This is a genomic window from Mycobacterium sp. BMJ-28 (genome assembly GCF_054404835.1).
In genome coordinates, this window is the sequence record NZ_CM136783.1 from 159133 (window position 1) to 173416 (window position 14284).

The 14284-nt window shown below is 67.7% G+C and carries 12 protein-coding genes; 10 read left to right on the forward strand and 2 right to left on the reverse strand.

Annotated elements, in window-relative coordinates; translation table 11 throughout:
- Positions 1–3: 3 nt before the first annotated feature.
- The 3 genes from ACXPWS_RS00810 to ACXPWS_RS00820 are packed head-to-tail and all read left to right on the forward strand — an operon-like array spanning position 4 to position 2338.
- Positions 4–774 carry a lysophospholipid acyltransferase family protein gene (locus tag ACXPWS_RS00810; protein WP_458710618.1) on the forward strand — a complete coding sequence of 257 codons (771 nt, stop codon included), beginning with the start codon at positions 4–6 and terminating at the stop codon, positions 772–774.
- A 5-nt stretch (positions 775–779) separates the two neighbouring features.
- Positions 780–1526 carry a lysophospholipid acyltransferase family protein gene (locus ACXPWS_RS00815; RefSeq protein ID WP_458710619.1) on the forward strand — a complete coding sequence of 249 codons (747 nt, stop codon included), beginning with the start codon at positions 780–782 and terminating at the stop codon, positions 1524–1526.
- The gene (locus ACXPWS_RS00820; RefSeq protein ID WP_458710620.1) at positions 1526–2338 is read left to right on the forward strand and encodes an HAD family hydrolase; all 813 of its coding nucleotides are present in this window, start codon (positions 1526–1528) and stop codon (positions 2336–2338) included. Before ACXPWS_RS00815 ends, ACXPWS_RS00820 begins: the two co-directional genes overlap by 1 nt.
- A gap of 20 nt (positions 2339–2358) precedes the next feature.
- On the opposite strand, the gene ACXPWS_RS00825 is transcribed toward ACXPWS_RS00820, so the two are convergent.
- Together ACXPWS_RS00825 and ACXPWS_RS00830 are read right to left on the reverse strand one after the other, a co-directional pair.
- Positions 2359–3957 carry an N-acetylmuramoyl-L-alanine amidase gene (locus ACXPWS_RS00825; protein ID WP_458710621.1) on the reverse strand — a complete coding sequence of 533 codons (1599 nt, stop codon included), beginning with the start codon at positions 3955–3957 and terminating at the stop codon, positions 2359–2361.
- 140 nt (positions 3958–4097) lie between these two features.
- On the reverse strand, positions 4098–5090 hold the full coding sequence (locus tag ACXPWS_RS00830) for a hypothetical protein (protein WP_458710622.1): 993 nt from the start codon (positions 5088–5090) through the stop codon (positions 4098–4100).
- Between the two features lie 256 nt (positions 5091–5346).
- Between ACXPWS_RS00830 and glf the strand changes: the two genes are divergently transcribed.
- The 7 genes from glf to ACXPWS_RS00865 all read left to right on the forward strand — a co-directional run bounded on the left by glf (position 5347) and on the right by ACXPWS_RS00865 (position 14232).
- Positions 5347–6585, forward strand: a complete 1239-nt coding sequence (gene glf / locus ACXPWS_RS00835; protein WP_458710623.1) for a UDP-galactopyranose mutase — start codon at positions 5347–5349, stop codon at positions 6583–6585.
- Positions 6582–8534: a glycosyltransferase gene (locus tag ACXPWS_RS00840; protein ID WP_458710624.1), complete on the forward strand. Its 1953-nt coding sequence runs from the start codon at positions 6582–6584 to the stop codon at positions 8532–8534. Before glf ends, ACXPWS_RS00840 begins: the two co-directional genes overlap by 4 nt.
- 1 nt (position 8535) lies before the next feature.
- Entirely contained in the window at positions 8536–9060 is a 525-nt protein-coding gene (locus ACXPWS_RS00845) for a phosphatase PAP2 family protein (RefSeq protein WP_458710625.1), read from the forward strand.
- A complete protein-coding gene (locus ACXPWS_RS00850) occupies positions 9057–9974 on the forward strand; it encodes a decaprenyl-phosphate phosphoribosyltransferase (protein ID WP_458710626.1) in 918 nt (305 codons plus the stop codon). Before ACXPWS_RS00845 ends, ACXPWS_RS00850 begins: the two co-directional genes overlap by 4 nt.
- Complete coding sequence (gene zomB / locus ACXPWS_RS00855) at positions 9958–11940, forward strand: flagellar motor control protein ZomB (protein WP_458713781.1); 1983 nt, start codon at positions 9958–9960, stop codon at positions 11938–11940. Before ACXPWS_RS00850 ends, zomB begins: the two co-directional genes overlap by 17 nt.
- 176 nt (positions 11941–12116) lie before the next feature.
- Positions 12117–13073 (forward strand): esterase family protein, encoded by a 957-nt coding sequence (locus ACXPWS_RS00860; RefSeq protein WP_458710627.1) that lies wholly within the window; start codon positions 12117–12119, stop codon positions 13071–13073.
- Positions 13074–13227: 154 nt separating this feature from the next.
- Positions 13228–14232 carry an esterase family protein gene (locus ACXPWS_RS00865; RefSeq protein WP_458710628.1) on the forward strand — a complete coding sequence of 335 codons (1005 nt, stop codon included), beginning with the start codon at positions 13228–13230 and terminating at the stop codon, positions 14230–14232.
- Positions 14233–14284 lie beyond the last annotated feature (52 nt).

Below are 14284 nucleotides of genomic sequence, written 5' to 3' on the forward strand. Positions count from 1 at the left end.
GGTGTGGAGCCGGTATACGGAACTGTCATCCAAGCCGCCCGCCTGATCTGGCGGTTGCAGGGCTTGAAGTTCACCGTGACCGGGGTCGAGCATCTGCCCGTCACCGGGGGCGCGGTGATCGCGATCAACCACACCAGCTACTTCGATTTCACCTTCGCCGGGTTGCCCGCCTACCTGCAGCACCGGGGTCGCAAGGTCCGCTTCATGGCGAAGAAAGAGGTCTTCGACTCCAAGGTCGGCGGCCCGATCATGCGCAGCCTGCGCCATATCGAGGTGGACCGCGACAGCGGCGCCGAATCGTTCACTGCCGCCTGCCAGGCCCTGAAATCCGGTGAGCTGGTCGGGGTGTATCCCGAGGCCACCATCAGCCGCAGCTTCGAGATCAAGGAATTCAAGTCCGGAGCCGCCCGGATGGCGATCGCCGCGGACGTGCCGATCGTCCCGCATATCGTCTGGGGCGCCCAGCGGGTGTGGACCAAGGGCCATCCGCGCAAGATGTGGCGGCCCAAGGTGCCGATCACGGTGGCCGTCGGTGAGCCGATCTACCCGACCCTGCCGGCCGCCGAGCTGACCGCGCTGCTGCATTCGCGGATGCAGCACCTGCTCGAACGGGTGCAGGACGAGTACGGCCAGCACCCGGCGGGCGAGTTCTGGGTGCCGAACCGGCTCGGCGGCGGTGCGCCCACGCTGGCCGAGGCCAACCGGATGGACGCCGACGAAGCGGCAGAGAAGGCGGCCCGCCGGGCCCAACGTGCCCGTGAGGCGCCGGAGTAGCGAGTATGGAGCCGGTTTTTCGTTCCCTTGAGATCGCGGGGAAGGCGGCCATGCGCGCCACCGGCACTCGGCTGGATTTTCAGGGTTTGGAACACATTCCGACGTCAGGCGGGGCGGTCATCGCGATCAACCACACCAGTTATGTGGACTTTCTGCCCGCGGCCCTGGCCGCCACGGCCCGGAATCGCCGGATGCGGTTCATGATCAAGGCCGAGATGCAGCACGTGCGGGGGGTCAACTTCCTGATCACCCACGCCGGCACCATCCCGGTGGACCGCAGCGCCGGTGGCCACGCCTACCCGGTGGCGGTGGACCGGCTGCGCGCCGGTGAATTGGTCGGCGTGTACCCGGAGGCCACCATCAGCCGCAGTTTCGAGCTGAAGGATTTCAAGACCGGTGCGGCCCGGATGGCGCTGGACGCCCGGGTGCCGATCATTCCGCTCATCGTCTGGGGTGTACATCGGGTCTGGACCAAGGACCATCCGAAAGCTTTGGGCCGCAACAATATTCCGGTCACCGTTACCGCGGGTCCGGCGCTGGCCGGCCAGGGCGGGGTGGACCGGATCATGGCCGACCTGCGCCGGGAGATGGAAACACTGCTGCACCGGGTGCAGGAGGCCTACCCGCATCCGGCGGGTGCCTACTGGGTGCCGCGGCGCCTCGGCGGCGGGGCCCCGTCACCGGAGGAAGCCAAGCGTCTCGACAAGGCCGAACTGGCCGAGCGGGGCCGTAAACAGCTGGGACGACACTGATGCTGCCTGCTCTGATCGCCACGGACGTCGACGGCACACTGCTCGATGAAGGCGAACATGTCACGGCCAGGACGCGGGCGGCGGTGCGGGCAGCGGTCGACGCCGGCGCACAATTCGTGCTGGCCACCGGCCGCCCGCCGCGGTGGGTTCCGCCGGTGGTGGAGCAGCTGGGTTTCGCCCCGATGGCCGTCTGCGCCAACGGTGCGGTGATCTACGACTCGGCGGCCGACCGGATCGTGTCGGCCCGCACGCTTTCGACGGAGGTGCTCGCCGCACTGGCCGATATCGCGACCCGGATCATCCCAGGTGCGGGGCTGGCCGTGGAGCGGGTGGGCCGCAGCGCGCACGACGCCGCGACCCCGCAGTTCGTCAGCTCCCCCGGATATGAGCATGCGTGGCTGAACCCGGACAACACCGAGGTCTCCGTCGAGGACCTGCTCAGTGCGCCGGCGGTGAAGTTGCTGATCCGCAAGGCGGGGGCGACCAGTGCCGATATGGCCGCCGCGCTGGCGCCGCACATCGGTGTCGAAGGGGATCTGACCTACTCCACCAACAACGGGCTGATCGAGGTGGTCCCGCTGGGCATCAGCAAGGCGTCGGGGATCGAGGAGGTGGCCGGGCCGCTCGGAATCACCGCCGAGGACGTGGTGACCTTCGGCGACATGCCCAACGATGTGCCGATGCTGCGCTGGGCGGGGCTGGGGGTGGCGATGGGCAACGCCCATCCGGATGCGCTGGCTGCCGCCGACGAGGTCACCACCACCAACGCCGAGGACGGCGTGGCGCGGGTGCTCGAGCGCTGGTGGATGTGACGGGCGACCGGACGCCGGGATCAGCGCGCGTCGATGGGCGTGAACCGCTCCATCTGGATCGGTGAGTGATTCGGCGGCGGCAGCTTCAGCGGCACGCCGTCGGTGACCCGGGTGACCTCGCCGGTCTCCCGGTCGAAGTTCAGCGTGCCGTGCTGGAAGTTCTGCACGATCCACTGTGGCTCGTTGATCTCCCCGCTGGTGGGCAGCCCCAGTGCGCCGCGCTCGAAACCCAGTGCGCCCCAAGCGTCGTAGATGGCTCCGGTGAGCGGTTGGGCACCGGTGACCGGTGACCAGTACATGGCCCCGCGGTCGAAGGTGACGTACCGGGCCGCACCGTCGCCTGCGGCTTCCGGTGAGGTGGGCACGCCCAGCGGACCCTTGTCCGCGCCCATCGCCTGCCAGCGCGCGAAGATCGCGCCGCCACGCAGGGTGTCGACCAGATCGGCGGGGCCGGCCGGCCGGTTGAACCGGGCGGCGATATCGCGCAGCACCGGCATCAGGGCGTAGGCGGCATTGCCCGGGCAGTCGGTGTTGCCGACGTCGCGGTGGGTGAAGATGGTGGGCAGTGTTTCCACGGCACCCGCCGGAAATTTGGTGAAGCCCCCGCCCGCGGAGGTCAGGGTGACGGTGCCGAGCGGGTCGACGTGGTCGAGTCCCAGCCGCCAGCCCAGTAGCCGGCCCACGGTGCGCAGCTGGACCGGGGTGGGCGGTACGACATCGAAATCGCCGAGCATCGCCACGCCCCAGGTGTCGGTGTTGAACCCGCCGGTGTGCGCGCCCTGGACGGGCCGGTCCATCCCGCCGGCCCGGCCCTCGAAGACCTGCCCGTACTTGTCGACGAGGGCGTTGTAGGCGATATCGCACCAGCCGAGCGTGCGGGCGTGGTACTCGAAGATCGACCGCACGATCGCGGCGGAGTCCTCGGGGAGGTAGTCGTTGCTACCTGCGGTGTGGTGGACCACCCCGGCCCGGACACCCGCGTCGTAGATGGGCGCGCCGCACTTCATCGATTCGTCGGCACCCCACTGGGCGCGGCTGATGATGTTCGGCGGCTGACCGGGGATGGTGGCCGCGGCGGCCGGCGGGTTGAACTGCGCGTCGACCGGCGCCTGCGGTGGGCTGATCAGCACGGCGTTGACGGTCTGCGGTATCGGCTGCTCCACATTGGCGGGGATGTAGCCCAGATCCGGTTTGGGATGTGCGGGCGCCGGGGCGGCGGGCCGGTGGGTGACCGCGATCTGCACGGTGGTGGTGCGTCCGACGAAGACCGGTTCGGTGCCGTGCGTGGCCTTGGTCGCCGGCCCGACGCCGTCCAGGGTCTCGGTGTCGTACCACGGCCCCCATGAGCCGTCGGGCCGCTTGGCCCGCACCCGCGCGGTGGTGCCGTCGAGATCGTCGGCGGTGATGGCCACCATCGAGAAGGGGGTGTCCTGGTGCACTTCGCGGATGGTCTCGCCGGTCGAATCGGCACCGCCGAGGCCGCTCAGGGGCTGCTGGCTGATGGCGACGGGCGGCCGGGTCTGCGTCTCGGGTACCCCGTTGACGGCCCACGGCAGAATCACGACCGTGCCGACGACTGCCGATAGCAGCAGCGCAGGTGCAGGACGACGACGCAACACGCCACGATGTTACGTATGTGTCTGGTGTTACCAGAGTTTCGACACGGCCGTAAATGTGACGAAAATTCCAGGCTCACCCACAACGGCACCGCAGAGCCGGGTGGCTTCTGCGGTGCCGTTCGGTGACAAGCTGTGACGGATCAGGCGCCAGCGCCCGAGGCGACCTGAGCTATCGCGGCCGGTGCGGCAGCCAGCGCAGGTGCGGCCGCTGCTCCGGGAGCGGCCGCGGCCGCGGCCGGGGCGCCCTGTTTGATGGCCGACTGGATGGCCGGCATCACCATGCCCTTGAGCAGGTCGATGGCCTGACCGGCGCCCAGCTGCTGCGCCGCACTGTTCAGGTCACCGAGCAATCCGCCACCGCCGCTGGCAGCCGCAGGTGCGGCCAACGGGTCGGCGCCGCCGAGGATCGGATAGGTGCCCGCCATCGGATCCAGGCCGATCGGTGCCGAGATCGGCACCTCACCGGGTGCGCCGAGGCTGGTGGCTCCGAGGCCGGGCGCGCCCAGGCCGGGCGTACCCAGTCCGGTGGTGCCCAACCCGGTGGTGCCCAACCCGGCGGGGGTGGACAGCGGCGACAGCGGCGACGAAAGGCCGGGTGCCGCCCCGGTCAGGGCCGGGTTGGTGTTGGTGGGATCGGTCAGCGAGGCCGGGCTCAACGACGGTGTCGTCGAGTTGATCGGCGGCACGCTGAGCCCCGGGGCCAGCGGCGACGTGGTCCCCGAGCCCTGCAGGCCCGGCGTCAGGCCGGTGGGCGGCGTCAGGCCGGGCGTGCCCAGGCCCGGCGTGCTCAGGCCCGGCGTCAGACCGGGTGAGGTCAGGCCGGGCGAGGTCAGACCGGTGGCACCCAGCCCGGGTGAGGTCAGCACGGGGCTGGCCGCCGGGGATCCGGTCAGCATGCCGGTGGGCATCGGGGGCAGGTTGACCCCGAACTGCGACAGTCCCTGGGACAGGGCCGAGATCAGCTCACCGGGCAGGTCGGTGATCAACGCGGCCTGCACGAACTGCCGGTGCTGGGGTGCTTCGTTCTTCGCGGGTAGTTCTGACAGTGCGGCAACTGCGACTGGACTTGCGACGGCCAGGGCGGCGACTGCGCTCATGGCTGTCGAGAGCTTGCGTCGACGTCGGTTCGGCACGGAAGTCTCCTCAATACATGGACTACGTGTTTGCGGTGTGTTTTTCGGTGGAGCGTCGGCGACGTTGACTTTCTGAGGGTCCTGCGCCTTGCCATCAGCTCCGAAAACGCCGTCTTCCAACGAGGTCGATGTTACTGGTGTGATTACTGCGACTAGAGTGACGATATTGAATTGTGAGCGAATTGCGACCTGCCGAGAACGTCCCGCCGTCACACGTTTCGGGTGGGTGGGGGCCGGTCGGATACCCTTGCTGCCGATGACCGATCAATCTGCCCGGGTCGATGCACGCCCTTCCACCGGTCGTTACGACCTCCTCGTTGTGGGTTCGGGCTTCTTCGGCCTGACCATCGCCGAACGCGCCGCGACTCAACTGAACAAGCGGGTCCTGGTGGTCGACCGCCGGTCCCATCTCGGCGGCAATGCCTACTCGGAGGCCGAACCGGAAACCGGTATCGAGATCCACAAGTACGGGGCGCACCTCTTCCACACCAGTAATCAACGGGTGTGGGACTACGTGCGCCAGTTCACCGAGTTCACCGGCTACCAGCACCGGGTGTTCGCCCTCCACAAGGGCCAGGCCTACCAGTTCCCGCTCGGGCTGGGGCTGGTGTCCCAGTTCTTCGGCCGCTACTTCACTCCGGAGGAGGCGCGGGCGCTGATCGCCGAGCAGGCCGCCGAGATCGACACCGCCGACGCCCAGAATCTCGAAGAGAAGGCCATCTCGCTGATCGGACGCCCGCTGTACGAGGCGTTCGTCAAGGGCTACACGGCCAAGCAGTGGCAGACCGACCCCGCCGACCTGCCCGCCGCGGTGATCAACCGGTTGCCGATGCGGTACAACTTCGACAACCGGTACTTCAACGACACCTATGAAGGCCTGCCCGCCGACGGCTACACGGCGTGGTTGCAGAACATGGCCGCCGACGACCGGATCGACGTCCGGCTGGATACCGACTGGTTCGACGTCCGGGACGAACTCCGGGCCGAGAGCCCGGATGCGCCGGTCGTCTACACCGGACCGCTGGACCGCTACTTCGGCTACGTCGACGGCCGGCTCGGCTGGCGCACGCTCGATTTCGAGACCGAGGTGCTGCCGACCGGCGATTTCCAGGGCACTCCGGTGATGAACTACAACGACATCGACGTGCCGTTCACCCGGATCCACGAGTTCCGGCATTTCCATCCCGAACGCGACTACCCGGCCGACAAGACCGTCATCATGCGCGAGTACTCGCGGTTCGCCGAGAACGACGACGAACCGTATTACCCGATCAACACCGAAGCCGACCGCACGCTGCTGGCCGGCTACCGCGAGCGCGCCCGCGCCGAAACGGCAACGGCGGGGGTGCTCTTCGGCGGTCGGCTGGGCACCTATCAGTACCTCGATATGCACATGGCGATCGCCAGCGCACTGAACATGTTCGACAACATCCTGGCTCCGCATCTGCGCGACGGCGCGCCGTTGCCGGCCTCAGACGAAAGCAGTAACGCATGAGTGACATCCCCTCCGGCGCGCTCGACGGCGCCGAGTCGCGGGCGGTCAGCCTGCTGTCCCGGGTGATCCTGCCGCGGCCCGGTGAACCGCTCGACGTGCGCCAGCTCTACATCGAGGAGTCGGCCACCAACGCCCGGCGCGCGCACGCCCCGACCCGCACCACGCTGGAGATCGGCGCCGAGTCGGAGGTGTCGTTCGCCACCTACTTCAACGCCTTCCCGGCGAGCTACTGGCGGCGCTGGTCGACGCTGGACTCGGTGGTGCTGCGGGTCGAGATCACCGGTAGCGCCCGCATCGACGTGTACCGGTCCAAGGCCACCGGGGCCCGGATCACGGTGGGCGGCACCGGCATCATGGACTCCGGGGTGGCCGAATTCGAGATGGAGCTTGACCCGTTCGAGGACGGCGGCTGGATCTGGTTCGACATCACCACCGACACCGCGGTGACGGTGCGCAGCGCGGGTTGGTACGCCCCGGTGCCCGCACCGGGGGTGGCCAATATCGCGCTCGGTATCCCCACGTTCAACCGGCCGTCGGATTGTGTCAACGCGCTTGCCGCTCTGACCTCGGATCCGTTGGTGGACAAGGTGATCAGCGCGGTCATCGTCACCGACCAGGGCACCAGGAAGGCCAAGGACCATCCTGGTTTCGCTGCCGCGGCGGCGGCGCTGGGGGACCGGCTGACCATCCACAACCAGCCCAACCTCGGTGGATCCGGCGGCTACAGCCGGGTGATGTACGAGGCGCTGGAGAACACCGACTGCCAGCAGATCCTGTTCATGGACGACGATATCCGCATCGAGCCGGATTCGATCCTGCGCGCGCTGGCGCTCAGCCGGTTCGCCAAGGTGCCCACCCTGGTCGGCGGGCAGATGCTCAATCTGCAGGAGCCCTCGCACCTGCACGTGATGGGCGAGATGGTCGACGCGGAGAATTTCATGTGGACCGGCGCGGTCAACACCGAGTACGACCACAACTTCGCCAAGTACTCGCTCAACGACGAGGAGCAGTATCGCAGCCGAATCCTGCACCGCCGCATCGACGTCGACTTCAACGGCTGGTGGATGTGCATGATCCCGCGGTCGGTCGCCGAGGAGCTCGGTCAGCCGCTGCCGCTGTTCATCAAGTGGGATGACGTTGAGTATGGCCTGCGCGCCGGCGAGCACGGCTACCCCACGGTGACGATGCCCGGTGCGGCCATCTGGCACATGGCCTGGAGTGACAAGGACGACGCCATCGACTGGCAGGCCTACTTCCACCTGCGCAACCGGTTGGTGGTGGCGGCCATGCACTGGGACGGCAACATCACCGGCCTCGTCGCGAGTCACCTCAAGGCCACCCTCAAACACCTTCTGTGCCTTGAGTATTCGACGGTCGCCATTCAGAACAAGGCGATGGACGACTTCCTGGCCGGCCCCGAGCACATCTTCTCCATCCTGGAGTCGGCGCTGCCCGAGGTCCGGGCCATGCGCCAGGAATTCCCGGACGCCGTGGTGCTGCCGAGCGCGACCATGCTGCCCACGCCGTCGGACAAGAAGTGGCGCAAGAAGGTGGCCATTCCCACCGGTCCGGTGTCGATCTCGCTGCGGCTGGCCCGCGGTGTGCTGCACCAGCTCAAGGCGCACGATCCCGAGCATCACGTCCGGCCGCAGGTCAACGTCGCCACCCAGGACGCGCGCTGGTTCTCGCTGTGCAAGGTCGACGGTGTCACCGTCACCACCGCCGACGGTCGCGGAGTCGTGTACCGCCAGCGTGACCGGGACAAGATGTTCGAGCTGCTGCGTGAGTCGGTCAAGCGCCAGGCGCTGCTGGCCCGCAAGTTCAACCGGATGCGCAAGGTGTACCGCGCGGCGCTGCCGCAACTGACCAGCACCCAGCGGTGGGAGGATGTGCTGCTGCCCTCCGCTTCGGACACCGACGTCAGCGCGCCCTCCCTGGAAAAGGCCTGAAATGGCTGGCGATCTGACGCGCGAAGAGACCGCGCTGGTGGTGGTTCAGTCCACGCTGGCCGGCCGGCCGGGGGTACTCCCGGCCGCGCGCGCCCTTTCGCATTTCGGTGAGCACAGCGCGGGCTGGGTCGGCGTCGCCGCGCTGGGTGCGGTACTGGCGCCGCGGCGCCGGCGGGCCTGGCTCACCGCGGGCATCGGCGCCTTCGCCGCGCATGCGGCGGCGGTGCTGATCAAGCGGGTGGTGAAACGTGAACGCCCGCATCACCCGGCGATCGTAGTCAACGTGGGCACGCCGAGTCGGCTGAGCTTTCCCTCCGCGCACGCCACCTCCACCACCGCGGCGGCCATCCTGATCGGCCGCGCGGCCGGCACCCGGTTGCCGTGGCTGCTGATCCCGCCGATGGCGTTGTCGCGCCTGGTTCTCGGAGTGCATTACCCAACCGACGTCCTCACCGGGGTGGCGGTCGGCGCGGCCACCGCAAAACTGGTGCAGACCGTCGGCGAAAAGAACGGAGTCGCGCAGTGAGCGAAGAAGCGCCGGTATCGACTCTTGGGCCGCCGAAGAATCTTGCCAGCGGCATCATCAAGGCGTTGCGCCCGCGGCAGTGGGTCAAGAACCTGCTGGTGCTCGTGGCACCGCTGGCCGCACTCGGCACCGACGTCCACTACGACTACGCGTTTTTGGCCACCCGCGTCGCCGCGGCATTCGTGGTGTTCTCGATGGCGGCCTCCTGCATCTACCTGGTCAACGATGCCCGCGATGTCGAGGCCGACCGCCAGCACCCCACCAAGCGGTTCCGCCCGATCGCGGCCGGCGTGGTCCCGGAATCGCTGGCCTACTCGCTGGCGGTGGTGCTGGGCGTGGCCGCGTTGGCGCTCTCCTACCTGGTGAGCCCGAGTCTGGCCATCGTCATCGCGGTGTACATCGCGATTCAGCTGGCCTACTGCTTCGGGCTCAAACACCAAGCCGTGCTGGATATCTGCATCGTGTCGTCGGCCTACCTGATCCGGGCCATCGCCGGTGGTGCGGCCGCCTCCATCCAGCTGTCCCAGTGGTTCCTGCTGGTGATGGCCTTCGGGTCGCTGTTCATGGCCGCGGGTAAGCGCTACGCCGAACTACAGCTGGCCGAACGCACCGGCGCCAAAATCCGGAAATCGCTGGAGAGCTACACCAGTTCGTATCTGCGTTTCGTCTGGACGCTCGCGGCCACCGCCGTGGTGTTGTGCTACGCCCTGTTCGCCTTCGAGCGCGACGGCGGCTCGGCCTCCTGGTGGGCCGTGTCCATCATCCCGTTCACCATCGGGATCCTGCGCTACGCCGTCGACATCGACGGTGGCGACGCCGGCGAACCCGAGGACATCGCCCTGCATGACCGCGTCCTGCAATTGCTCGCCCTGGCGTTGATCGGAACCGTCGGTGCCGCTGTCTACTTCGGCTGACCGCGCCGGCGCCGCCATCGCGACCCGGCTGTCGGGCTGGCCGTCGTTTCGCTACAGCGTGTCGGTGCGGATCAGTCTGTGGGTATCGGTCGTGGTGGTCGCCGGGCTGTTCGGCTGGGGTGCCTGGCAACGGCGCTGGATCGCCGACGACGGCCTGATCGTGCTGCGCACGGTGCGAAATCTGTTGGCGGGCAATGGACCGGTCTTCAATGCCGGGGAACGGGTGGAGTCCAACACCTCGACGCTGTGGACGTACCTGATCTATGCGGTCAGCTGGGTCAGCGGACCGGTCCGGCTGGAGTACGTCGCGCTGACGCTGGCCCTGGTGCTGTCGGTCGCCGGTGTGGTGATGCTGATGCTGGGCACCGGCCGGTTGTATGCGCCCGGCCTGCAGGGCAGGCAGGCGCTGCTGCTGCCCGCGGGCGCGCTCATCTATCTCGCCGTCCCGCCGGCACGCGATTTTGCCACCTCCGGTCTGGAAAACGGTCTGGTGCTGGCATATATCGGCCTGTTGTGGTGGCTGATGGTGTGCTGGTCGCAAGCGCCGCGACTGCCCGCGCACCGGCGCCAGGGCCCGGTGTTCCTGGCCGTGCTGGCCGGAGTTGCCGGGCTGAGCGTGCTGGTGCGCCCGGAACTGGCGTTGCTCGGCGGGCTGGCGCTGGTGATGATGCTGGTGGCCGAGCGGGGTTGGTGGCGCCGGATCCTGATCGTGGCGGCCGGCGGGGCACTTCCGGTGGGATATCAGATCTTTCGGATGGGCTATTACGCGCTGGCAGTCCCGCAGACCGCGATCGCCAAGGACGCTTCCGGATCGAAATGGGCGCAGGGGCTGGAGTACCTGGCCAACTTCAACGGTCCCTACCTGCTGTGGGTGCCGCTGGTGCTGGTGATCGCGCTGACCGTGGTGCTGCTGCGGTCGCGCTCGCATCCGTGGCTGATCCAGTCGGCGCAGGCCGAACGCGCGGGCCGGCTCGCCCGGTTCGTCCGGAATCCCTCCGCGGTAGTGGTTTTCATCGTGGTGAGCGGTCTGCTGCAGGCCGTGTACTGGGTGCGTCAGGGCGGCGACTTCATGCACGGCCGGGTGCTGCTGACCGCGTTGTTCTGTGTGCTGGCACCGGTTTCGGTGATCCCGATCAGGATGCCCGACGAAGACCGGGTCGGCCGCCGGGCCGGCTTGCTGCTGGCCGGTGCCACCAGCGTGCTCTGGCTGTCGATCGCGGGATGGTCACTGTGGGCGGCGAATTCGCCGGGTATGGGCGCCGACGCCACCCGCGTCACCTACTCCGGCATCGTCGATGAGCGCCGGTTCTACGCCCAGGCCACCGGCCACGCCCATCCGCTCACCGCGGCCGACTACCTGGACTATCCGCGGATGCGCGCGGTGCTCACCGCCATCAACAACACGCCCGACGGCGCGCTGTTGCTGCCGTCCGGTGACTACGACCGCTGGGATGTGGTGCCTGCCATCCCGCCGCCCGCGGACAAGCCCTACCGAAACGGCGAAACCGGTCCGCACACAGTATTTTTCACCAATATGGGCATGCTCGGGATGAACGTCGGCCTCGATGTCCGGGTGATCGACCAGATCGGCCTGGTCAATACCCTGGCCGCGCACACCGCCCGGCTGGAGGATGCGCGCATCGGGCACGACAAGAATCTGTTCCCGGACTGGGCTGTGGCCGAGGGCCCGTTCCTGAAGGAACGGCCGTACATCCCCGCCTACCTGGACGAAGACTGGATCGCCCAAGCCGAGGTGGCCCTGACATGTCCGGAAACCCACGTGATCCTGAATTCTGTGCGCGGCAACCTGACGCCGCGACTGTTTCTTTCCAATCTCACCCATGCGCTGCAGTTCGGCAGCTACCGAATCGACCGCGTTCCGCTCTATGAGCTGCACCGATGCGGTCTACAACCGCCGCCGCGCAAGTCGCCGGCGTACACCGGGATGCCCGCCACCGGCCCCTGAGTTTTGCGGGCGGCGTAACGCCCCGGCTATGTTGAGGCGATACAAGAAGCGTGGTGGCACCGCGTCGATACGCCGGCGCCCCCGCAACGAGCTTCCGGCCTCGAAATGCGAAGCATCGCATTGCCCGTGAAACGGAATGGATTGAGCGACGCATGCGCAGGACCGCTGGTGTGGGGATGGTCACAGTACCGCTGCGCGCTGCGGTGGTGGCCCTCGTCGCCGCCGTCACGGCGCTGGTGTTGCCGGCGCCCGCCCACGCCTTCTCCCGCGACGGTCTGCCCGTCGAATACCTCGACGTGTTCTCCACGGCGATGAATCGCAATATCCGGGTCGAGTTCCAGGGGACCGGCGCCGCGGGCTCCAGAGCGGTGTACCTCCTGGACGGCCTGCGCGCCCAGGACGACTACAACGGCTGGGATATCAACACACAGGCCTTCGAATGGTTCTTCGGCTCGGGCATCTCGGTGGTCATGCCGGTCGGCGGACAGTCCAGTTTCTACAGCGACTGGTATTCGCCGTCGAGCTTCAACAACCAGGGCTACACCTATAAGTGGGAGACCTTCCTGACCAGCGAGCTGCCGCAATGGCTCGCTGCGAACAAACAGGTCTCCACCTCACGCAACGGGGTGGTCGGCCTGTCGATGGCCGGCGGTGCCGCCCTCACCCTGGCTGCTTACCACCCGCAGCAATTCAGCTACGCCGCATCGCTGTCCGGATTCCTCAATCCGTCGACGGTGTTCATGAAGCAGGCCATCCGGGTGGCCATGCTCGACGCCGGCGGTTACAACGTCGACAACATGTGGGGTCCGCCATGGGATCCGGCATGGAAGCGCAACGACCCCGTCGAGCAGGTGGGCAAGCTGGTGGCCAACGGCACCCGGCTGTGGATCTACTGCGCGCCGGGCGGATCGACCCCGCTGGACGAGAACGCCGACCCCGGCCAGCAGTTCAACGCCGACAGCCTGGAAGGCCTGGCGATCGGCGCCAACAAGCGGTTCCAGGACCGCTACACCGCGGCCGGCGGCCGCAACGCGACGTTCGTCTTCCCGTCATCGGGGAACCACTCCTGGGCGTACTGGGGCGCTCAACTGCAGGCTCTCAAACCCGATCTGATCGCCACGCTGAACGGCTGATGCAGGAGTGATCAGAGGCGGTTTCGGTGACCAGGCGGGACTTTCGCGGAAGAGAGAGACTCACAGACTTGTGATTGACTACACGGGCAGCGCGGCCCGGACCGGCGCACACCGACCGGGTGCGGCACACGACAGAATAGATAGGTAAGCAGTTATGAGTTTCGTTGGGAAAATTCGCGGCGCCTCGCGCCGAGTGGTGGTCGCGGCCGCAGCGGCCGCGGTACTGCCCGGTTTGGTGGGCGTTGTCGGAGGCTCGGCGACTGCTGGTGCCTTCTCCAGGCCGGGCCTGCCGGTCGAGTACCTGGACGTCCCGTCGGCCGGTATGGGCCGCGACATCCGTATCCAGTTCCAGAGCGGTGGCGCCAACTCGCCGGCGGTCTACATGCTGGACGGCCTGCGCGCGCAGGACGATTTCAACGGCTGGGACATCAACACGGCGGCCTTCGAGTGGTACAACGGCTCGGGCATCTCGATGGTCATGCCCGTCGGTGGCCAGTCCAGCTTCTACTCGGACTGGTACAAGCCGGCCTGCGGTAAGAGCGGTTGCACCACCTACAAGTGGGAGTCCTTCCTGACCTCGGAGCTGCCCGCCTGGTTGCAGGCCAACCGTCAGGTCAAGCCCACCGGTGGCGCGGCCGTCGGCCTGTCGATGGCCGGCTCGGCGGCGATGACGCTGGCGATCTACCATCCGCAGCAGTTCATCTACGCCGGCTCGATGTCGGGCTTCCTGAACCTGTCCGAGGGCTGGTGGCCGTTCCTGGTCAACATTTCCATGGGCGACGCCGGCGGTTACAAGGCCGACGACATGTGGGGCAAGACCGGCGATGCGGGCAACGCGTGGAAGCGCAACGATCCGTTCGTGAACATCGGCCAGCTGATCGCCAACAACACCCGGCTGTGGGTCTACTGCGGTAACGGCACCCCGTCGGAACTCAGTGGCGGTGCCAGCCAGGGCAACCTGTTCAACGCGAAGTTCCTCGAAGGCTTGACCATCCGGACCAACAAGACCTTCCGGGACACCTACATCGCCAACGGCGGCACCAACGCGGTGTTCAACTTCCCGGAGAACGGTGTGCACGACTGGCCGTACTGGGGCCAGCAGCTGCAGGCCATGAAGCCGGACATGCAGCGTGTGCTGGGCGCGGTGCCGACCGCCTGATCGAGGCGTAGCGGCAACTGTCTGACAACGGGCGGCGGTGACCCTTCGGGGG